The sequence below is a fragment of the Clostridium saccharoperbutylacetonicum N1-4(HMT) genome, assembly GCF_000340885.1.
Classification (GTDB): domain Bacteria; phylum Bacillota; class Clostridia; order Clostridiales; family Clostridiaceae; genus Clostridium; species Clostridium saccharoperbutylacetonicum.
On the sequence record NC_020291.1, the window covers coordinates 755,500 to 776,916 of the forward strand.

The window sequence follows — 21,417 nt, forward strand, 5'->3', positions numbered from 1 at the left end:
GGGATTCGAAATGTTAAAAAAGGTAATTAAAATTAATGGAGCTAGCAGGACTCTAATTATTGACCCAGAAAGCTCACTCTCTGATGTTTTAAGAAAACAATTACATTTAACTGGTACCAAGGTTGGCTGTGGAATAGGTGAATGTGGTGCTTGTAATGTCATAATGAATGGTAAAGTAGTTAAGTCATGCATAACTAGAATGAAAAGAGTGCCAGATGAAGCTGAAATTATTACTATTGAAGGTATTGGAACTCAAGATGATTTACATCATATTCAATTTGCGTGGATGATACATGGAGCAGCGCAATGTGGATTTTGTACCCCTGGTTTCATAGTAAGTGCAAAGGCACTTTTAGATGAAAATAATAATCCGACAAGAGAAGATGTAAGAAATTGGTTCCAAAAAAACAGAAATGTTTGTAGATGTACAGGATATAAACCTTTAATAGATGCTGTAATGGAAGCTGCTAGATTAATTAGAGGTGAAGTTACAAGAGAGCAGTTGTGGTTTAAACTTCCGGTTGGTGCTACTTTATTGGGTACTGATGCAGTAAGACCTTCTGCTTGTGCGAAAGTTACTGGAACTTGGGACTTTGGTGCTGATCTAGGATTAAAGCTTCCAGAAAATACTTTACATATTAAACTTGTTCAAGCAACGGTTTCTCATGCTAATATTATTTCAATTGATACAGCTGAAGCTGAAAAGATGCCTGGAGTATATAAAGTTATTACTTATAAAGATGTAAAAGGCACAAATAGAATTAATGGTTTAGCATTCCCATCAAACAAAGGTGATGGACTTGAAAGACCAATATTAAATGATAAGAAAATATTCCAATTTGGTGATGCAATTGCAATGGTTCTTGCAGATACACCTACTCATGCTGAAAATGCAGCTAAAAAAGTTGTTGTAGAAATTGAAGAATTACCTGCATATATGAGTGCACCAGCTGCTATGGCAGAAGATGCTATTGAAATACATCCAGGAACCCCTAATATTTATTTTGAAACAAGAGTTGTCAAGGGTGAAGATACAGCACCTTTGATGGAAGAATTATCTTATGTTGTTGAAGATGATTCATATGTAGGAAGACAACCTCACTTGCCAATTGAACCAGACGTTGGATTCGCGTATTTTAATGAAGATGGGCAATTAGTAATTCACTCAAAGAGTGTTGCACTGCATTTCCATGCACTTATGATAGCAGATGGTATTGGTCTTCCAGTAGATAAAATTTCAATAGTTCAAAATCCAACAGGAGGAACTTTTGGTTATAAATTTAGTCCTACAATTGAAGCCTTACTTGGAGTTGCAGCAATTGAAACAGGAAAACCAGTATATCTAGAATTTAACATGTTCCAACAAATTACTTATACTGGAAAGAGATCTCCATTCTATATGCATATAAAAATGGGTGCTGATGCAGATGGAAAAATAAAAGCAATGGAAACAGATTGGTCTGTTGACCATGGTCCATATTCTGAGTTTGGTGATTTGCTTACAACAAGAGGATCGCAATTTATGGGTGCAGGTTACAGAATTGATAACATCAGAGGAGAAGGAAGAACTGTTGCCACAAATCATGCATGGGGATCAGCGTTCAGAGGATATGGTTCACCACAAAGTTTGTTTGCGTCAGAAGTGTTGATTGATGAACTTGCTGAAAAAATTGGGATGGATCCACTAGAATTTAGATATAAGAATGTTTATAGACAAGGTGATACAACTCCTAATGGTTGCGAACCAGATGTAATTGTTCTTCCACAATTACTTGATATGATTAGACCTTATTATAAGGAAGCAAAGGAAACAGCAAATGAAAAGAATAAGACAAGCACTGATAAAAAATATGGAGCTGGAATATCATTATTGATTTATGGCTGTGGACTTGATGGACCTGATACGTCTGAAGCTTGGGCAGAGTTGACAGAAGATGGTGTAATAGTTGGAAACTCATGGGAAGATCATGGACAAGGGGCAGATATGGGAACTTTAGCAATATCATATGAGACCTTAAGAAAAGCAGGGTTTACGCCAGAAAATATCAAGTTAGTATTAAATGATATGAATTTTACACCAAATAGTGGACCAGCAGGTGGAAGCCGTTCAAATGTTCTTACAGGTAATGCAACTAGAGTTGCTTGTGAAAACTTACTTGAAGGCATGAAGAAACCAGATGGAACTTACAGAAGTTATCATGAAATGATAGCAGAAGAAAAGCCAGTTAAATATTATGGAAAATGGACAGCGCCTTGTACAGCATGTGATGTAGAAACTTCACAAGGAAATCCATTCCCAACATACATGTATGGAGTATTGTTGGCAGAGGTAGAAGTAGATATAAATACTGGAAAAGCTAAAGTTGAAAAACTAGTAATAGCATCTGATATTGGAGTTATTATAAATAAACTTGTAGTTGATGGTCAGATTCTTGGAGGTTTAGCTCAAGGTATTGGTCTTGCGTTAACTGAAGACTTTGAGGATCTTAAGAAACATACAACATTGACTGGTTGTGGAATTCCACAAGTAAGAGATGTAACTGATGATATAACATTACTTTATTTAGAAACTCCAAGACCACTTGGACCTTATGGGGCATCAGGTGCTGGTGAAATGCCATTATCTGCACCACATGCAGCAATTGTTAATGCAATCTATGATGCTTGTGGAGTTAGAATAACACATCTTCCAGCACTTCCAGAAAAGATACTTGCTGGTTTGAAAAAATTAAATAAGTAATATTATTTTAGTATTGGAGCCTAAGGTATGTAAGATGCAAAAACATACCTTGGGCTCTAGCTAAAAAAATCAAGGATCAATACGTAGTAGTCAATTATCAATTGTCAATAATCAATTTTCAAACTGTAAATTGAATAACTCTTCAGTTCAACTGTAAACTGTAAATTGTGAACTGTAAACTGAAAACGGGGGTGTCAAATGGATCTAGATAAACTTCTTTCTATACAGGACAGGTGCATAAATGATAATCCGCCTGCATGTAATACTCAATGTCCTATTCATGTTGATGTCAAAGGAATTACATTAGAAGTAGGAAAAGGAAATTTTGAAGAAGCATATAAAATACTAAAAAAAAGAATGCCCTTTACTAATATTATAGGCTTAATTTGTGATCATCCTTGTGAAGATTTCTGCATAACAAAAAATCTAGGAGGGGCAATTTCAATTCACGAACTTGAAAAAGCTGTAATAGCTTATGGGAAAAATGCAAAAATAAAAAAACTGCCAATTCCTAAACTTTCTAAAAAAATTGCAGTAATTGGTGGGGGGATAAGTGGAGTTACTTGTGCCTGTGATCTTAATGAAAAAGGCTATAGTGTTGATATTTTTGAAAAGGAAAATATGCTTGCAAATACTATTTTTGAAGCTTATAAGGAAAAATTGGACCTAAAATTAATACAAGAAGAAATCAGCAAGATCGAAAATTTAGGTATTGAAATAGAATTGAACAGTGAAGTGACTCCAGAAAAATTAACAGATATTATTGCTGAATATGATGGAGTTTATATTGGTACAGGTGAATGGAAAGAAAAATTTGATATTGATGAAGCTACACTACAGACACAGATTGAGAAAGTTTTTATTGGAGGAAAACTTGTAACAGGAAATGAGTCAGTTATACAGGCAGTAGCAACAGGAAGAAGTGCTGCTGTATCACTCGATAGGTTTGTTCAGAAGAAATCACTTACTGCTTCAAGAGGAAAAGAAGGTGCTTATGAAAGTGTGCTTGAAGTGGAGATAAATGATCAAGAAGTTTTACCGAGAATACTACCTAAAGATATTGCTTTTAGTAGAGAAGAGGCAATTGATGAAGCCTTGAGATGTATTCAATGTGAATGTCATAAGTGTGTTAAAGCTTGTATCCATCTTCAAAAGGAGAAATTAGATCCTAAAGCTTATATAAGAACAATTAATCAAAATGAAAGAATAATTCTTGGTGATCATTATGCAAATAAGACAATAAATTCTTGTTTAGAATGTGGATTATGTGGTGCTGTTTGCCCAACTGGAATAGATATGGGAGAAATTATAAAAGAAACGCGAAGAAGTATGGTTTCAAAGGAGAAAATGCCACAGTCTGCGCATGATTTTGCATTAAAGGACATGGAATATACAAATAGCAGCTATTTTGAATTAGTAAAACATGAACCTGGCACAAACAATAGCAGTTATGTATTTTATCCAGGCTGTCAGTTAAGTGCAACTTATCCTGATTATGTGATAAAGGTGTATAAATATTTAATGGAAAAGATTCAAGGTGGTGTTGGCCTATATTTAGGCTGTTGTGGAGCACCAGCTGATTTCGCGGGGCAAGAAGAACAATTTAAAAATAGCATGGCAAAAATTTATGCTAATATTGAGAATTTGGGTAAACCAGTAGTTATAACAGCCTGCTCTACATGTTTTAATAATTTTACAACTGGTATGGGTGATATAGAAATTAAATCTCTTTGGGAAGTATTTAATGAAAATGGACTTCCAAGTGATGTTAAACTCGGAGATGGAAAAATCTTAGCAGTACATGATGCTTGTACTACAAGGAAAGAAAAAAATATTCATGAGAGCATAAGAAATATTGCTAAGAGTTTAAACTATAAAATCGAAGAACCTAAATATACAAAGGAAACCACTAAGTGCTGTGGCTTTGGAGGAGTTGTTTACTTTGCTAATAAGGAATTTAGCAAGGAAGTAACAGAAGATAGAATAAAGGAATCAGACAATGATTTTCTTGCTTACTGTGCTATGTGTAGGGATTTATTTACATTGAAAGGTAAAAAAACCTATCATATTTTAGATTTAATATTTGGAAATGACGAAGAGAATATTTCAGATATAAAGGTTCCAACCTTGTCTGAAAGACGAGCAAATAGATTTAAGCTTAAGAAAAAAATGCTTAAGGATTTTTGGGGTGAATTGATGGAAATAAAAGATGAATATGAAGATTTAAAAATAGTTATTGATGATAACATAAGGAATAAGATGGAAGATGAACTCATTCTCGAATCTGATATTAAAAAAGTAATAGGTGAAGCAGAAAAAACTAAGAATAGCTTTTTCAATCCTGAGAATGGACATGTTCTTGCATGGAGAAGACTTGTAAATGTGACCTTTTGGGTGGAATATCAAAAAGTTGAAGATTCTTTTAATATTATAAATGCTTATAGCCATAGAATGCATGTAACGGGGGTATGACTATGAAACAAGATAATAGCGAAAAAAATAATAAATGGTTATGCTCAAAGTGTGGAAATCCTCTCGAAGAAGGTCCGGTTAAGGCTGAGTATCTTGGGGGTAATTTCGAAATAGAATTATTAGAATGTCCTGTTTGTAAAAATGTACTTATTACAGAAGAACTTGCTGCTGGTCAAATGCTTGAAGTAGAAAAAAGCCTGGAGGACAAATGAGAAGTTGTTCCATATATGAAAATGAAGATATGAGAGGCGTAACAGGAGACACCTTAAGACCAGGAGGAATGTTTCTTACTGATAGGACAATTGAGCTATGCAATTTTAAAGCTGGAGATAAAATACTTGATATTGGCTGCGGAATGGGAGTAACTGTAGAGAGAGTTAAAAGGGTCTATGGTTTAGAAACTTTTGGAGTTGATCCTTCCTTAAAATTATTGGAGCTAGGCAGAGAAAAATATGGAGATCATAATATAGAACTTGGAAGAGGAGAAGAGCTGCCACATAATAATGAGTTTTTTAATGGTGTTATGGCTGAATGCACTATGTCATTAATGGAAGATTTTAAAAAGACAATAAAAGAGAGTAGTAGAGTACTTAAAGCTGGTGGTTACTTCGCTATTTCAGATGTTTATGCTAGAAGACCAGAATATTTGGAAGAAGTTGAAAACTATAATATTAATAGCTGCATGAGAGGCTTGTTCGATATAGAGATACTGAAAAAAGCTGTTATTGAAGCAGATTTTGAAATCATAGGTTTTGAAGATTGGACAGATTTACTTAAACAACTTATGGTGAAAATAATTTTTAAATATGGATCGATGTCAACATTTTGGGAAGTTGCAACTTGTAGCAGCTGTGGTGATTTTCAAAAAAAACTTACTCTATGTAAACCAGGATATTTTTTACTTATAGCAAGAAAAAGATGATGGGAGGATTATAAATGGGTGTAGATGCATTTAAAATGTTTAAACTAGCTAGTTCTGGATATTGTTGTAGTCAAATACTTATAATAATGTATTTTGAAAAGAATGGCCTTGAAAATGTGCCATTAGTGAAGGCTATGGCCGGCCTTTGTGCAGGTGTTGGGAATACAGGAAGAACCTGTGGAATAATAACTGGAGGAGCATGCTTACTTGGGCTTTATGCCGGTAAAGGATTGGACACTGAAGTTAGAGATGATAATTTAAAGAAAATGATTCAAGAATTTGTTCAATGGTTTGAAGATGAATTTGAATATACAGAATGCATTGATTTAATAACTGTAGATGTTCTCAATGACATTAACGAAAGTGAAGCATATCCAGTAAAATGTGGGAACACCATGCAAAAGTGCTACAACAAAATTGATGAGATTTTAAAAAATTATGGCTATTTAGAATGAGAGGATAAAAGAGATGACTAATGTTATAAGAGAGACTCAAAGCATTTGTCCAGTATGTTTAAAAACTGTTGAAGCAAAGATAATAAAAAGAGATAGAAATTTATATTTAACCAAAGAGTGTGAAGAACACGGAAAGTTTGAAGCTGTAATTTGGAGAGGAGAACCAAATTATGAAACTTGGATAAGGCTTAAAACGCCAGCATATCCTAAGTCACCTTTTACTGAGGTTTCAAAAGGATGTCCACATGACTGCGGGCTTTGCAGAGAGCATAGTCAGCATACATGTACAGTTTTAATAGAAGTAACTTCAAGATGTAATTTAAACTGTGAATTTTGTTTTGCAGATGCTAATGGAAGTGAACCCGATCCTAAATTAGAGACTATAGAAATGTGGTATGAAAGAATAATTGAAGCTGGTGGGCCATATAATCTTCAAATATCTGGTGGAGAGCCAACAGTGAGAGAGGATCTTCATGAAGTCATTTCTATGGCTTCAAATAAAGGCTTTAATTTTGTTCAAATAAATACAAATGGGATTAAGCTTACTGATTATAATTACTTCAAAAAACTAAAAGAAGCAGGGCTCAAATCTATTTTTTTACAGTTTGATGATTTAAATGGAGCAGAAATAGAAAAGCTTAGAGGAAGGAACATAATAGAAGAAAAATTAAAAGTAATAGAAAATAGTGCAAAGTTAGGCATTGGTGTAATACTCGTATGTACAGTAGTTCCTAATATAAATGATAAAAGTCTTTGGAAGCTTATTGAGTTTGGACTTGAAAATGCACCAACCGTGAGAGGAGTACATTTCCAACCAGTAAGTTATTTTGGAAGGATACCAAAAATTCCTGAAGATGCTGATAGAATTACAATGCCAGAAGTAATGAGCAGCATAGTAGAACAAAGCAATAACAAAATAAAGCTTTCTGATTTTGGTCCATCAGGCTGTGAAAATGCAAGATGTTCATTTCATGCAAATTATGCATATGTTGATAATAAGTTGATTGCCGTGAGTAAAAAGAATAATTGCTGTGGAGTAGAAGATGGTAAAGAGGGTTCTCATAAAGCAGTTAAATTTGTAGAGAGAAATTGGTCAGGCGTTAAAATGAATAGATATACTCCTAAGAAAAATTCTTTTGAAGAATTAGCTCAAAAAATAAAAAATGGATTTTTTAGTATATCTGGCATGGCCTTTCAAGATGCTTGGAATCTTGATATTGAAAGGTTGAAAGATTGCTGTATTCACGTTGTTAGCAAAGAAGGAAATTTAATACCATTTTGTGCTTATAATATTACAGCTGTTAATCAAAAGAAGTTATATAGGTAAGCTTAATTAATTAAATATTTCTTGAAATATATTGTAGAAAATAGCATTTATGAACTTCTATGGATAGTTTATGGAATATGAAATATTGAAAGGTTTTTATTATAGTGGTAAGATGTATTTGTAATATACTGAATTTTCTGCAAAATCACTTAGCGAAATGTTAGGAGGGCAGCATAATGAAAGAATTCTATGAAGAAAGATTAGAACTATTGAAGAATAATGAGAGTTTTATTTTAGCTTCTATTTTTGATAGCCAAGGTTCAGCACCAAGAACAACTGGCGCACGAATGATAATCAAAAAAGATGGTTCTATTTTAGGAACTGTTGGAGGCGGCAAAGTTGAGGCATTAGTCATTCAACATGGAATAGAATTATTTAATACAAAAGAAACAGTGTTAAAAGAATATAAACTGCAGGAAACAGAAAATAAGGGAATTGGAATGGCTTGTGGCGGTGATGTCAGAATATTGATGGAATATGTAGATGCTCAAAAGCTCCAGTTATATGAGAAAGTGGTTAACTGTTTTAAGAATGGAGAAAAGGCATTTATTATTAGAAAATTTTTTAATGATGGAAATAATATAAATTATATATATAAAGATGGACAAGTTATTTTTTCTTCGGAGCATATAGAAGAGGATGAAATTAAAAAGTATTCAGAGGAAGTACGTTATAGAGATTTACTGCTTATTAAGGAAAACGATTCAGTAGTCCTTATTGAACCTATATGTAATTTAGGAAGATTATATATTTTTGGCGCAGGTCATGTATCTCAAAAACTTGCAGAGTTAGCTAAAAAAATAGACTTTTTAGTGACTGTAGTTGACTATAGAGCTGAATTTGCAAATACTGAAAGATTCCCTAGTACTGATGATATAATTGTTCCTAATTCTTTTGAAGGATGTTTTGATAAACTTCCAATAGATAAGGATAGCTATATTGTAATAGTAACAAGTGGGCATTTGTTTGATTTGACTTGCTTAAAACAAGCTTTAAGGACAGAAGCATATTATATTGGAATGATAGGAAGTAGGAGAAAACGTAATATTGTTTATGAAGTTCTAAAAGAAGAGGGATTTACTGTTGAAGATTTTAATAAGGTACATAACCCAATAGGCTTAGAAATTGGTGCAGAAACGCCAGAAGAGATTTCTGTAAGTATTGCAGCAGAGCTTATAAAAGTGAGAAGAGAGAGAATGCTATGAAAAAATATTCAGCTATAATTTTGGCAGCTGGCTATTCTTCTAGAATGGGAGAGCTTAAGCCTATTATGGATTTCAATGGGATAACCCCAATTGAAAGATGTATAAATCTTTTTAAAAATTGTGGAATTAATAATATTATTGTTGTTACAGGGTATCAAAATGGTAGAGTTCAAGATTTTTTAAAGGTTGGGATTAAAAACATAATAAACAATCAATATAGTAAAGGAATGTTTTTATCGGTACAAGCTGGAGTAGAAGCCGTTTCAGAAGATACAAATGCATTTTTTCTATTGCCTGTAGATATTCCTTCCGTGAAAGAGCATACGATAAAAATGTTGCTTGAAAGGTATGAAAAATTAGATGATGGGATTTTATTTCCTACATTTAATGATGAAAAAGGGCATCCTACTTTAATATCGTGTTCTTTAGTAAAAGAAATATTAACTCAAAAGCCAGCAGGTGGATTACGTGATATTTTAAATATTCATAAGGAAAAGTGGCAGTTTGAAGAAGTAGTAGATAGAGGCATTTTATTGGACATGGATACGCAAAGTGATTTAAAGATACTTTTAGAGCATGTAGTAAGAGAACCCTTTCCAGATTACGAGGAATGCATGGAAATATTAAGATTATGTAATGTTAAGAAAGATGCGATTGAGCATATGAAGGCAGTTAGTGAACTTTCAAAAAGAATAGCTGTATTGCTTAATGAAAAAGGTTATAACTTAAATGTAAATGCTGTTGTAGCTGGTGCATTGCTTCATGATGTGGCTAAGGGGAAAAAAGGACATGCACAAGAAGGTGCTAGAATTGTTGCAAATTTCGGATATGAATGTTTGAGTAAAATTATTGATGAACATATTGAATTGAAGAGTGTTGGAGAAATAAGTGAAAAGGAAATAGTATATATTTCTGATAAGTTAATAAAGGGCACTCAATATATCACTTTAAGTGAGAGGTTTGAAAATGCTTTTGAAAAATATAAAAATGAACCTGAAATCTTAAAGCATGTTAATAGAAGATATGAACAAGCTAAGAAAATAAAAGAAGACATTGAGGAAGTATTAGGAACAAGTTTGGAGAACTTGAGGTAAGAATCCATGAAACGTTATATTTATCTTTTAAGACATGGAGAAACTGAATTTGGAAAAGAAAAAAGATATTTAGGTCATATAGATTGCAACCTTTCTAGTGAAGGCAAATATCAAGCAATGCGCTTAGGTGATATTTTTAAAGAAAATAAAATGGAAATAAAAAGTATTTTTAGTAGTGATTTAATAAGGTGTAAGGATACTATAAAGCTCGTATTCCCAGAAAGAGAAGTAACCTATTTAAGAGAACTTAGGGAAATTAATATGGGTATTTGGGATGGATTAACCTTTGAGGAGGTTAAAAGTAAGTATGCTGAAGATTATATAAATAGAGGTGAAAATATATCAAGCTTTATACCTAGTAATGGTGAGTCATTTATCCAATGTCAGATGAGGGCGATAGCTGTGTTTAAGGAAATAATTTGTTCAACGACTGGCAATATTGCTATTTGTAGTCATTCAGGATTTATAAGAGCGTTACTTTGTAATTTATTAAATAAAGATTTAAAAGAGATTTTTGATATAAAGCAAAGTTATGGAGGAATTAATATAATAACGTTTGACAATTACAATTTTGTTGTCGAAGGTATAAATCTTAAGAATGTGACTTGCTAAACTGACTAGACTGAAGGTAAGGATTTAATTATTGGAGAGTAGAAAATGAGTAAAACTATGTATGAAAAGTGGATGGAAGATATAATCTTAGAAGAAACTGGTGGAAAAGATGTCAACTCTGAAATCTTAAAGCAATATCAAATAAAGGAAATTAGAAAAACAATAGATGTAGCTAAGAAAAGCAAGTACTATGGAGAAGTATTAAAGTATATTAGAAGTGAAGATATCAAAGATTTTGAGGATTTTAAAAAGCTTCCTTTTACAACTCCAAAAGCTTTAAGTGATAACCCTAAGAGTTTTTTGTGTACAAACCTTGAGGAGATATCTAGAATTGTAACAATAAATTCATCAGGTACAACAGGAATTTCTAAAAGAATTTTCTTTACTGAAAATGATCTTCTAAGGACTAAAGAATTTTTTAGATATGGAATGCTGAATTTAGTGAAACCAGGTCAGCGTGTAATGATTTTAATGCCAGGAAGTAGTCCTTCAAGTATAGGAGATCTTTTAAAACAAGGACTTGATGCTGCAGGTTGTGAAGGAATAATATACGGTCCGGTTTTTGATACAGAAGATGCATTGAAAACAATAAAAGTAAATCAAATTGATTGTATTGTAGGAATTCCTGTTCAAGTATTTTATCTTGCAAAACTTAAGAGCAGTAATCCAAAATATAAGAATTTAAAGCTTAAAAGCGTTTTATTGAGTGCAGATTATGTTCCAAGAGCAATTTGCGAGGAAGTGCATAAAGCCTTTAACTGTCCAGTCTTTACGCATTATGGTATGACTGAAATGGGATATGGAGGGGGCGTAGAATGCAGTGCATTAAATGGTTACCATATGCGTGATGTAGATATATATACTGAGATTATAGATCCATTAACAGGGGAAGAGGTAACAGAAGGTAGTTATGGTGAAGTTGTTATTACAACTTTTAAAAGAGAAGGTATGCCTCTTATAAGATATAAAACGGGAGATATGGCTAGATTCTTAAAGAATGATTGTCTTTGTAATTATGTGTTTAAAAGATTAGATTATGTAACAGGAAGAGTTGATGAAAATATAAACTTTAAAGAGGGACGTTTTATTTCTATAGGAATGCTTGATGAAATTATGTTTAAAATTGATAATTTGCTTGATTATAAAGTCGTAATTGAAAAGGATAAATTTATAACATTAAATTTGAGCATTATGCCTGTGAATAAGGATATTCCTATAAATTATAAGAATATTGAAGAAATATTTGAGAATGACAAATATTTAGGTCCACTAATTAAGACCGAGAATATTTCAATAAAATTTACTGAAACTATAGATAATATTGATATAAGCAATGGGATGAAGAAAAGAAAATTACTAAATTGGAGGTGATTTTATGAGGGACAAGCAAGGAAGAAATATAAATTACTTAAGAGTATCAGTAACTGACAGATGTAATTTAAGGTGTATCTATTGCATGCCAGAAGCAGGAGTAGAAAGTTTAGAACATGATGATATTCTGCGTTTTGAAGACATTTTAAAAATTGTAAAGGCTTCTGCTTCACTTGGTATAAAAAAGGTAAGATATACAGGTGGAGAACCCTTAGTAATGAAAGATATAGATAAATTAATTTATGAAACTTCGAAACTAAAAGGCATAGAAGATATTGCAATAACTACAAATGGAATATTGTTAGCAGATATGGCAGAAGACTTAAAAAAGGCTGGTCTTAAAAGAGTAAACATAAGCTTAGATACCTTGGATAAAGATAAATTTAAGATGATTACAAGAATAGGCAATTTAGATAAAGTACTAGAAAGTATACATAAGTGTTTAAAACTTGGAATAAAGCCTATAAAAATCAATACAGTTTTAATGAAGGGCATCAATGATACTGAATTTGAAGATTTTTTGAATTTAGCTAGAGAAATGCCAGTTGAAGTAAGATTTATTGAGCTTATGCCAATTGGTGAAAGTATTAAATTATATGAGGATAGCAAAGTGAATTTTGAAGAAATTATTAGAGAACATTCAGAGCTTATTCCAATAGAAAATAGAAGAGGAACAACTGCTCAATTATATAAGATTCAAGGTTCAAAAGGAAAAATAGGATTTATTAGCCCAATAAGCTGCAAGTTTTGTGCAGATTGTAATAAAATAAGACTTACTTCCATAGGAACTATTAAGCCATGTCTTCATTCAAAAGAGGAGGTAAATCTTCGAGAATATTTAAGTAGTGAAGAGCTGCTTATGACTAAATTGAAATCAGCAATAATTAATAAACCACTAGAGCATCATCTTGAAGAAGAAAGGACAAGTAGAACTGAAAAGATGATGTATCAGATAGGAGGATAAAAAATATTATTAAAAAATTTAAAATAAAATTAGGGATATTAGAAAGGAAGAATTTATAATGAGTAAAGTTGTAGCAATTAATATTAGTAAAGAAAAGGGGGCTATTAAAAATCCAATAGAAAAAGGTTTATTTAAAGTTAACCATGGCCTTGAAGGAGATGCCCATGCAGGAAATTGGCATAGACAAGTAAGCTTGCTTGCAATAGAGAGTATAAAGAAAATGAAAGCAATTGGAATAGAAAAATTATCTACAGGAGAATTTGCAGAAAATATTACAACAGAGGGAATAACTTTATATGAGCTTCCTATAGGAACAAAGCTAAAAATTGGAGATGTTCTTTTGGAAGTTACACAGATAGGCAAGGAATGTCATTCTGACTGTGAAATAAAAAAATTAGTAGGTGAATGCATAATGCCTAAAGAAGGAGTATTTGCTAAGGTATTGGAGGAAGGTTATATTAACACTGGAGATAATATTGCAGTAATTAGTTAAGTATAAAAAATTTTATAGATAAAGATATCCAAATCGAAAATTAGACTTATGCAACAATTACCTAAATCAGATACATTTATCTTCCACAGGACTAGTGAAATTTTCGCTGGAAGGTTCTAAATGGCGGCTTGTCGTAATTTCAGCGTGTTCCAGATGTAAAATCTGGACAAGCTGTAAATAAAACAAGCCCCCATTAAGAACCATCATTAGCTCAATTTCACATGCCTGCTTCCAGAAAAATGTATCTGATTTCTAGTGTAGTGTTACGATTATAATTTCTCAATAATGCATATATATTACATTTATAAATTGAATTATTAATTTGGATATCGATAATAATATTAGTTAATGTATATTCTTAACTAGAACTTATATATAAATGTGAATTAAAGTAAAGATTGCTAAGAAGCAGTATTAGGAAAGTTTTAAAACCTAGTATTGCTTTTTATTATGTTTATAAAATGAATTATTTGTAACATAAACTTAACAAAAAGTTTATGGTTTATTTAGACTATTGTCACAGGAATATCAAAAATGCCCAGTATACTTAGAATAAATATCCATGAAGAGGGGGATGTAATATGCAAGGCATAAGAAATTTGTCTATTAAAATAAAATTATTAGCAGGATTTATAGTTATTGCTTCATTAATAGCAGTAACTGGAATATTTGGAAGTTTTGGAATGGGAAATATTGAAAAGGGAGCAAATAATATATACTCCAATAGTTTACAGAGTATTGATTATTTACATTCAATTAAGGAGAATTTATTAGATGAACTATTTGTAGTTCAAGGAGCAATTATGGATAATGACCCTGCAAAAACTAAAGAAGCAGTAAAGGTTATTGACGAAGACCAAGTATCTATAAAGAATTACATTGAAGAATATAAGAAAACAAATATGACAGACGATTCAAAAAAAATATTTGATGATTTTAGTTCTCTCCTAGAAAAATATAAAAGTACGCGGAAGACTGTTACAGACTCATTAAATGATGGGAATTACAGTGAAGCTATTAAAAATCGGGAAAATATGTTTATAGATAAAGACAATATGTTTAAGAAATTAAATGAATTGATTGAAGCCAATCAAAACTCAGCAAAACAAGTAAATGAAAGAAATGCAGAAGATTACAAAATTACTATCAATATAATGCTTGCTATTTTAGTTGTTGGTATTGCGCTTGCAATTGCTATAGGTTTACTTTTATCTTTATACATATCAAATATAATGAAGAAAGTATTATTATTTGCAGAGGCCTTAGGCAATGGGGATTTAACATATTCTATTGAAAGTAAAAATAAGGATGAACTAGGAAAAGTTATTACAGCACTAAATTTTGCAAAAGAAAAAATGAAAGCTGTAGTTGAGAATATCATAATTCAAGCACAAGGGGTGACAGCATCCAGCGAAGAATTATCTGCAACCTTGGAAGAAATGTCAACAAATTTTCAAAATATAGATAGGAATACATCAGGTATAGTTCAAAATATTCAAGGAGTAAATGCGATTACTGAAGAGTTATCTTTAACTATGGGAGAAGTTAATTTAGGAATAGGTCAATTAGCTTCGAACTCTACTGAAAGTAGTCAACAATCTATTGAGATCAAAGAGAGAGCAACTAATATAAAAGAAAATGGTTTTAATTCTAAGAAGAGTGCTGATAAATTATATGATGAAAAACAACAAAATATACTTAAGGCTATAGAACAAGGAAAGATAGTTAATGAAATTGGAACGATTGCTCAATCAATTGCTGCAATAGCTGAACAAACAAATTTACTTGCACTAAATGCTAACATTGAAGCTGCAAGAGCTGGAGATCAAGGAAAAGGCTTTGCAGTTGTTGCAAATGAAGTAAAAGTACTTGCAGAGCAATCATCGGATTATGTTAAGAATATTCAAAACGTAGTTTCAAATGTTCAAGGTGCATTTAATAATTTATCTGATAATTCAAAAGATATATTATTTTATATAGATAATAGTGTGAGAAAAGATTATGACTTGTTGATTAATACAGGAGAAAAATATGAAAATGATGCAGTATTTATCAGTGACTTATCACAAAATATCGCATCAATGTCTGAAGAGCTAAATGCATCTACAGAAGAAATTTCAGCAGTTATACAGACTATTGCAGAAAATATGAAAAAAACTAAAGATAATTCAGAAGAAATTAAAGTAGGCATAAATGAAACTAATAAAGCAATTGAACAAGTTGCCATAGTATCTCAAGAACAAGCTGAAAGAGCAGAAAAATTAACTCAATTAGTTTTAAGTTTTAAAATATAGAGTTATATAGTTAAATTACGTGTTAGTTTTTTATCTTTTATAGTATTTGTGAAATATAGATTGCTTCAAATGGAATAACATTTGAAGCAATCTATATTTATTTTATCATAGGTAATGAATAAAAAAGCTGGTTATTATTTAAATTTAGATAAATAATCTTATTTACTTGAATTTTAATATATTTGTTTATATAATTCTTTAGGATTTAAATTATTACTTTTTGCTTGAGATTTCCAACTAATATTTGCAGCAAACTTAAATAAAAATTTGGGAATTTTAGGGCTTATAAGTAAGTTGTCAATATGAGATTTAGAAATATTTTCAATATCTTCTTTCATAGTCAAAAATGCATTATATACAGGCTTTTTTAAACGAGAATTTATAGGCATATCTTTGGAGCTACCCATAAATTCGCCACCACCAATTCCTATACCGAAACGCCAATTAAAACCTAATTTTTTACAGTAATTTTTCATAATATCAATTGCGATTCTATTTTGAGTCCCCTCTAAAAAACCACAGTTAACTATGCAATACATGTCAATTTTAGGTGTATTTTTTTTATTAAGAATATCTTCAAATCTAGACATGAAGTCTAACATAGCACTTGGAAAACAATCAGCATATAATGGAGAAACAAATACTATCTTATTACATAATATAATCTCTTCAATTAAAGAATCATCTTTCATAATATTATTAATAAAATACTCTTTTGTTTGAGTAGTACTATTTAAAAGGTTAGAAAGTTCCTTTATTAGATAACTAGAATTACTTTTTTCTTTTTTTGGACTTCCATTTATAAAACACAAATTAATCATAGACCAAACCCTCCTATAAATTTTTTATTATTTCTTTGGCATCTGAGATATCTTTAATTACATAGCATTCGTGGTTAGGAATACAAAGATTAATAGCATTTCCTTTAACTAATGCTTTAAAGGTCTGTTCCTCCATAGAAGTTGCATCATTACCATAACCGATAACTATAAATTTGAGGTTAGAATTATCATAGCGAGGAAGATGATGCAGCTCTCCATTAACATTTTGAAAAAATGGGAGCAAAATTCCTATTGACCTATCTATAACATTTTTTACATAGGCGGTATAACAACCATATTTTATTTGGGTAATAATTATGAAAGTCTTTTCTTCTAAAATATATTTAGGCATTTCAGTATAGGAATCATTTATTATGCACTTACCAGGGGTTTTTGTCCAACAATTAAAACAACCGAGACATCCTTTGATATTGTCTGATTCTTTTGAAAGGATTTTAGAATTTGAAGGTAATAAAGGTATAATTTCTTTTGAATCATGGGCATTTAAATCATGAATTAATAGCATAAAAAATCTCCTTTGTAATTTATATTAAAAAATGAGGTGCAAAATTCATATAAGTTTACGGTGTAAACTTATAATTAGAATATCACTTTAAGTTTACAGTGTCAACATGATATGGTACTATATTTGTAAAATAACTATTAGGTTAATAAATTAACGATATTAAAAATAAACAATAGATTTTTAGAAAAGAGGAATTAATATGGAGAGTGAGAAATATCACCATGGAGACTTAAAGGAAAGTTTAATAAAAATGGGATTGAAATTATATAATGAAGAAGGTGCTGACAAATTTTCTATCAGAAAAGTAGCAGCTTTGTGCAATGTAAGTCATGCTGCACCTTATAAACATTTTAAAAATAAAGAAGAATTGATTGATGCAATATCAGAATATGTTTTTAATAATTTTCAAAGCTCGTTAAGTGAGATAGTTGAAAATTATAAGGATGACCCATATGAAAGACTTATAGCTTTAGGAAAGAGATATGTTTTGTTTATGGTTGAGAATCCAGATTATTTACAATTTGCTTTTTTTAAAAAATCAGATTCTAATATTGTTGTTGAAGAAAATAAATTAAATAATGTAGACTATAGATCATTTAATGTATTTAAAGAATGTGCTGTTGATTTTCTAAGAAGTATTGATGTAAAAGAGCAGGAGTATGTGCAAAATATAATTGCTATGTGGTCAATGGTGCATGGTCTTTCCACTATGCTAGCATATAAGACATTTGTATATGAAGGAAATTATATTGAATTAGTTGAAAATATACTAAGAAATAATCTTAAGTTTTGATTAGAAAATTTATAGATAATAAATCAGATATTTTCAATAGTTGAGTTTGAGTTATTTGAACTATATTTCTATGGAATTATATTTATAAAAAGAATGCATATGGAGAAGGAGGCTACTTAAAGGAATAATAACTTTTAGTAGCCATTTTTTTTAATAATAACATGTTGACTATGTGGTCAAAAGAAGGGATAATACTAGTATATTGACTATATGGTCAATGAAATTAAGTGAGGTGATTTTAAATGAAAGCGCCTATTGTTACAGTCAAAGATATTGTAAAAGAATATGCTATGGGAGAAGTAACTGTAAAAGCTTCTAATAACATGAACTTTGAAATTTTTGAGGGAGAGTTTGTTGTTGTATTAGGACCAAGTGGGTCCGGAAAAAGTACAGTATTAAATATGATTGGTGGAATGGATAGGCCAACTTCTGGTGAAGTAATTATTGACGGCGAAAATATAACAAAGTACTCAGATAACCAACTAACTACTTACAGGAGAAAGAAAATAGGTTTTGTGTTTCAATTCTATAATTTAATGCCAAACTTAACAGCTATAGAAAATGTTGAATTAGTAATTCCTCTCAGTGATAATCCATTAAAAGCTGAAGAAATTATGAAAGACGTAGGTTTAAGCGAAAGAGCATCAAATTTTCCAGCGCAGCTTTCAGGGGGAGAACAACAGAGGGTGGCAATTGCAAGAGCTCTGGTTAAAAATCCTTTGTTGCTTTTATGTGATGAGCCAACAGGTGCATTAGATTATAAGACAGGAAAATTAATTTTAAAGTTGCTTCATGATATTAATAAGAATATGAATAAGACAATAATAGTTATCACACACAACGCTGCCATAGCAGCAATGGCCGACAGGATTATTACTGTAAAAAGCGGAGCAGTAGAAGCCATAAAGGTTAATGAAAATCCTGAGCCACCAGAAAGGATTGAGTGGTAATGAATATTTTACTCAAAAACTTATTTAGAGACATAAAAAAATCTAAAGGACAATTCATTTCTACTTTAATAATTGTTATTTTAGGAGTTACCTTTTATACATCACTAAATTCTGTATTTAAAAATTTGTCTAACTCTAGTAATAAGTACTTTGAGGAATATAGGTTAGGTGATATTTGGGTAGACCTTTATAAAGCACCAACTAGTACAAAAGAGGAGCTAGAAAAACTACCTGAGGTTGAAATGGCTACAGGGAGAATTGTTAAGGATGCAAGTATAAGTATATCTGAAGAAAATGCAACTTTAAGATTCATAACTCTTCCAGATGTTAAGAATAATATTGTAAATGATATAACGATAAAAACAGGAAGATATTTTTCTGATGCAGATAACAACCAATGTATCTTAGATGAAGATTTCTTTAAAGCAAATGACTTAAAGTTAAATGATTATATTTATCCAGTTATAAATGGTAATAAAGTAAAGCTTAAAATTGTAGGAGTAGCTAAAAGTCCTGAATTTATTTATACCTTAAAAGATTCCAGTGAGTTAGTTCCAGATAATAAGAGGTTTGGAGTAATATATATCAAACAATCCTTTGGAGAGGCAGTTTTTGATTTAAAAGGTTCTATAAATAATATTTCTATTAAGCTTAAAAGTGGAAGTGATATTGAAGGGGCTAAAGATGAGACTAAAAGACTATTAAAAAATTATGGTGTGAAAAGTTTAATAGATAGAAAACAGCAAACAAGCACTATGATGATAAACGAGGAGATAAAAAAGCTTAAATCCATGGGAGGAAGCTTTCCAGTCATATTTTTCATGGTTGCTTCAGTAATTATATATATCATGATGGGAAGAATGGTTGAAAATCAAAGAACACAAATTGGAGTGATGAAGGCTCTTGGATTTTCAAATATACAAGTGCTTGCATATTATATGAGTTATTCAGGAATCATTGCTATAGTTGGAAGTTTAATTGGTTCTGCTTTAGGGACCTACATGGGCTTTGGAATGACGAAACTCCTCAATCAATATTTTAATTTACCTCTTTCAGGTACAAGAGTTTATGGAGAATATGTGATACCAGCTTCTTTATTAACCTTAATGTTTTGTTTATTTGCAGGATATCGTTCTTGTAAGGTTATCTTTAAAATTATGCCTAGTGAGGCAATGAGAGAAAAATCACCACTAAGTGGCAGAAAGATAATTGTTGAGAAGATTGATTTTATATGGAGAAAGATTAGTAGATTAGAAAGAATAATAGTGAGGAATTTGTTTAGATATAAAAGAAGGGCATTGCTCACTTCACTTGGGATTATATTTTCTTCAGCAATACTTTTGGTTGCTTTTAGTATGAATGATTCTGTTAATTTTATGATAATTCAGCAGTATGGAAATATTCAAAATTATGATATAAAAGTAAATTTTTCGAAACTTGTTAGTGTTGAGGAATTGAAAATAATTAAGAATATGGAGCATGTAGCAGAATTTGAACCAGTATTAGAAACTGGTATTGAATTATCAAATGGGTGGAAGAGTAAGGAAGTAGGTTTTACAGCACTTACTTCAAATCCAAAAATGTATAAGGTTCAAGATAAAGATGGCAATGTATTAGAGTTACCTAAAGATGGATTACTTATTTCCCAAAAACTTGCAGAGACTTTGGGAATAGGATTAAATGACAGCGTAAATATAAAGTTCTTTTTTCCTGGAAAAGATGAAAAGAAAATTATGATTAAAGGAATTGTTGTTCAATATTTGGGTTCAGGGGTTTACACTTCTATGGAGGATTTAAACAGTATATTAGGCGAGGGAATCATTGCAAATTCAGCAGTGCTAAGATTAGATAATAGTGAGTTTGAAAAAACAGTCAAAGATAAATTAAAAGATATTCCTGGGGTAAGTTCTGTAGAATCAAAGACAGATTCTAGCAATGCTTTTATTAAAAATATGGGAGCAATGAAGTCTACAATAGGAATGTTAATTATGCTTGCTGCAATACTTTTAATAGCTGTTTTATACAATATTGCTACTATTAATATTTTTGAGAGGCAAAGAGAATTAGCAACTTTAAAAGTATTAGGTTTTAACAATAAGGAAATCAAAAAACTTATTTTTAATGAAAATTATATTATTTCTATATTTGGAATGATTTTGGGATTGCCTTTTGGAACTTGGCTTGGAAGATTACTAATCGATGCTAGTAGCACAGATGCTTATAGTATTCCATATGTGGTTGAATTTAAGAGTTACGTTGTTACAATAATACTTACTTTAGTTTTCACAGTAATAACTAATATGATCTTATCTAGAAGAATTAAAGCTATTGATATGCTAGAAGTTTTGAAAAATAAGGAATAAAAAGAGTTGAGAATA

Annotated in this window: 18 protein-coding genes; 16 read left to right on the forward strand and 2 right to left on the reverse strand. The window is 31.0% G+C overall.

Annotated elements, in window-relative coordinates:
- Nucleotides 1-10 precede the first annotated feature (10 nt).
- The 13 genes from CSPA_RS03375 to CSPA_RS03435 all read left to right on the forward strand — a co-directional run bounded on the left by CSPA_RS03375 (nt 11) and on the right by CSPA_RS03435 (nt 15,949).
- Nucleotides 11-2,740 carry a molybdopterin-dependent aldehyde oxidoreductase gene (locus tag CSPA_RS03375; RefSeq protein WP_015390800.1) on the forward strand — a complete coding sequence of 910 codons (2,730 nt, stop codon included), beginning with the start codon at nt 11-13 and terminating at the stop codon, nt 2,738-2,740.
- 198 nt (nt 2,741-2,938) lie between these two features.
- Nucleotides 2,939-5,212 carry a pyridine nucleotide-disulfide oxidoreductase/dicluster-binding protein gene (locus tag CSPA_RS03380; protein ID WP_015390801.1) on the forward strand — a complete coding sequence of 758 codons (2,274 nt, stop codon included), beginning with the start codon at nt 2,939-2,941 and terminating at the stop codon, nt 5,210-5,212.
- Between the two features lie 2 nt (nt 5,213-5,214).
- Nucleotides 5,215-5,424 (forward strand): DVU_1557 family redox protein, encoded by a 210-nt coding sequence (locus CSPA_RS03385; protein ID WP_015390802.1) that lies wholly within the window; start codon nt 5,215-5,217, stop codon nt 5,422-5,424.
- Nucleotides 5,421-6,134, forward strand: a complete 714-nt coding sequence (trsM, locus tag CSPA_RS03390) for a DVU_1556 family methyltransferase (protein ID WP_015390803.1) — start codon at nt 5,421-5,423, stop codon at nt 6,132-6,134. The genes CSPA_RS03385 and trsM overlap by 4 nt, the downstream gene beginning before the upstream one ends.
- A gap of 14 nt (nt 6,135-6,148) precedes the next feature.
- Nucleotides 6,149-6,589, forward strand: a complete 441-nt coding sequence (locus CSPA_RS03395; RefSeq protein WP_015390804.1) for a DVU_1555 family C-GCAxxG-C-C protein — start codon at nt 6,149-6,151, stop codon at nt 6,587-6,589.
- A 13-nt stretch (nt 6,590-6,602) separates the two neighbouring features.
- Nucleotides 6,603-7,916, forward strand: a complete 1,314-nt coding sequence (trsS, locus tag CSPA_RS03400) for a radical SAM (seleno)protein TrsS (protein WP_015390805.1) — start codon at nt 6,603-6,605, stop codon at nt 7,914-7,916.
- A gap of 176 nt (nt 7,917-8,092) precedes the next feature.
- Nucleotides 8,093-9,121 (forward strand): XdhC family aldehyde oxidoreductase maturation factor, encoded by a 1,029-nt coding sequence (locus CSPA_RS03405; RefSeq protein ID WP_015390806.1) that lies wholly within the window; start codon nt 8,093-8,095, stop codon nt 9,119-9,121.
- Nucleotides 9,118-10,215, forward strand: a complete 1,098-nt coding sequence (locus CSPA_RS03410; protein WP_015390807.1) for a DVU_1551 family NTP transferase — start codon at nt 9,118-9,120, stop codon at nt 10,213-10,215. The genes CSPA_RS03405 and CSPA_RS03410 overlap by 4 nt, the downstream gene beginning before the upstream one ends.
- Before the next feature lie 6 nt (nt 10,216-10,221).
- The gene (locus CSPA_RS03415) at nt 10,222-10,827 is read left to right on the forward strand and encodes a histidine phosphatase family protein (protein ID WP_015390808.1); all 606 of its coding nucleotides are present in this window, start codon (nt 10,222-10,224) and stop codon (nt 10,825-10,827) included.
- 45 nt (nt 10,828-10,872) lie between these two features.
- Nucleotides 10,873-12,198, forward strand: coding sequence for a DVU_1553 family AMP-dependent CoA ligase (locus CSPA_RS03420; RefSeq protein WP_015390809.1), 1,326 nt, complete (start codon nt 10,873-10,875; stop codon nt 12,196-12,198).
- A gap of 4 nt (nt 12,199-12,202) precedes the next feature.
- Nucleotides 12,203-13,162, forward strand: a complete 960-nt coding sequence (gene moaA, locus CSPA_RS03425; protein ID WP_015390810.1) for a GTP 3',8-cyclase MoaA — start codon at nt 12,203-12,205, stop codon at nt 13,160-13,162.
- Between the two features lie 58 nt (nt 13,163-13,220).
- Nucleotides 13,221-13,655: an MOSC domain-containing protein gene (locus CSPA_RS03430; RefSeq protein ID WP_015390811.1), complete on the forward strand. Its 435-nt coding sequence runs from the start codon at nt 13,221-13,223 to the stop codon at nt 13,653-13,655.
- Nucleotides 13,656-14,236: 581 nt separating this feature from the next.
- Nucleotides 14,237-15,949, forward strand: a complete 1,713-nt coding sequence (locus CSPA_RS03435; protein WP_015390812.1) for a methyl-accepting chemotaxis protein — start codon at nt 14,237-14,239, stop codon at nt 15,947-15,949.
- A gap of 173 nt (nt 15,950-16,122) precedes the next feature.
- Here the strand turns inward: CSPA_RS03435 and CSPA_RS03440 are convergent, their stop codons facing one another.
- Complete coding sequence (locus CSPA_RS03440; RefSeq protein ID WP_015390813.1) at nt 16,123-16,770, reverse strand: hypothetical protein; 648 nt, start codon at nt 16,768-16,770, stop codon at nt 16,123-16,125.
- Between the two features lie 13 nt (nt 16,771-16,783).
- Complete coding sequence (locus tag CSPA_RS03445; RefSeq protein ID WP_015390814.1) at nt 16,784-17,296, reverse strand: flavodoxin family protein; 513 nt, start codon at nt 17,294-17,296, stop codon at nt 16,784-16,786.
- Between the two features lie 199 nt (nt 17,297-17,495).
- On the opposite strand from CSPA_RS03445, the gene CSPA_RS03450 reads away from it, so the two are divergent.
- From CSPA_RS03450 to CSPA_RS03460, 3 genes are all read left to right on the forward strand, one after another.
- A complete protein-coding gene (locus CSPA_RS03450) occupies nt 17,496-18,089 on the forward strand; it encodes a TetR/AcrR family transcriptional regulator (RefSeq protein ID WP_015390815.1) in 594 nt (197 codons plus the stop codon).
- 242 nt (nt 18,090-18,331) lie between these two features.
- Nucleotides 18,332-19,039, forward strand: a complete 708-nt coding sequence (locus CSPA_RS03455; protein ID WP_015390816.1) for an ABC transporter ATP-binding protein — start codon at nt 18,332-18,334, stop codon at nt 19,037-19,039.
- A complete protein-coding gene (locus tag CSPA_RS03460; protein WP_015390817.1) occupies nt 19,039-21,402 on the forward strand; it encodes an ABC transporter permease in 2,364 nt (787 codons plus the stop codon). Before CSPA_RS03455 ends, CSPA_RS03460 begins: the two co-directional genes overlap by 1 nt.
- Nucleotides 21,403-21,417: the final 15 nt, after the last annotated feature.

Coding starts and splice junctions, on each gene's coding strand:
- CSPA_RS03375 (WP_015390800.1), top strand. CDS start 11: ATGTTAAAAAAGGTAATTAAAATTAATGGAGCTAGCAGGACTCTAATT.
- CSPA_RS03380 (WP_015390801.1), top strand. CDS start 2,939: ATGGATCTAGATAAACTTCTTTCTATACAGGACAGGTGCATAAATGAT.
- CSPA_RS03385 (WP_015390802.1), top strand. CDS start 5,215: ATGAAACAAGATAATAGCGAAAAAAATAATAAATGGTTATGCTCAAAG.
- trsM (WP_015390803.1), top strand. CDS start 5,421: ATGAGAAGTTGTTCCATATATGAAAATGAAGATATGAGAGGCGTAACA.
- CSPA_RS03395 (WP_015390804.1), top strand. CDS start 6,149: ATGGGTGTAGATGCATTTAAAATGTTTAAACTAGCTAGTTCTGGATAT.
- trsS (WP_015390805.1), top strand. CDS start 6,603: ATGACTAATGTTATAAGAGAGACTCAAAGCATTTGTCCAGTATGTTTA.
- CSPA_RS03405 (WP_015390806.1), top strand. CDS start 8,093: ATGAAAGAATTCTATGAAGAAAGATTAGAACTATTGAAGAATAATGAG.
- CSPA_RS03410 (WP_015390807.1), top strand. CDS start 9,118: ATGAAAAAATATTCAGCTATAATTTTGGCAGCTGGCTATTCTTCTAGA.
- CSPA_RS03415 (WP_015390808.1), top strand. CDS start 10,222: ATGAAACGTTATATTTATCTTTTAAGACATGGAGAAACTGAATTTGGA.
- CSPA_RS03420 (WP_015390809.1), top strand. CDS start 10,873: ATGAGTAAAACTATGTATGAAAAGTGGATGGAAGATATAATCTTAGAA.
- moaA (WP_015390810.1), top strand. CDS start 12,203: ATGAGGGACAAGCAAGGAAGAAATATAAATTACTTAAGAGTATCAGTA.
- CSPA_RS03430 (WP_015390811.1), top strand. CDS start 13,221: ATGAGTAAAGTTGTAGCAATTAATATTAGTAAAGAAAAGGGGGCTATT.
- CSPA_RS03435 (WP_015390812.1), top strand. CDS start 14,237: ATGCAAGGCATAAGAAATTTGTCTATTAAAATAAAATTATTAGCAGGA.
- CSPA_RS03440 (WP_015390813.1), bottom strand. CDS start 16,770: ATGATTAATTTGTGTTTTATAAATGGAAGTCCAAAAAAAGAAAAAAGT.
- CSPA_RS03445 (WP_015390814.1), bottom strand. CDS start 17,296: ATGCTATTAATTCATGATTTAAATGCCCATGATTCAAAAGAAATTATA.
- CSPA_RS03450 (WP_015390815.1), top strand. CDS start 17,496: ATGGAGAGTGAGAAATATCACCATGGAGACTTAAAGGAAAGTTTAATA.
- CSPA_RS03455 (WP_015390816.1), top strand. CDS start 18,332: ATGAAAGCGCCTATTGTTACAGTCAAAGATATTGTAAAAGAATATGCT.
- CSPA_RS03460 (WP_015390817.1), top strand. CDS start 19,039: ATGAATATTTTACTCAAAAACTTATTTAGAGACATAAAAAAATCTAAA.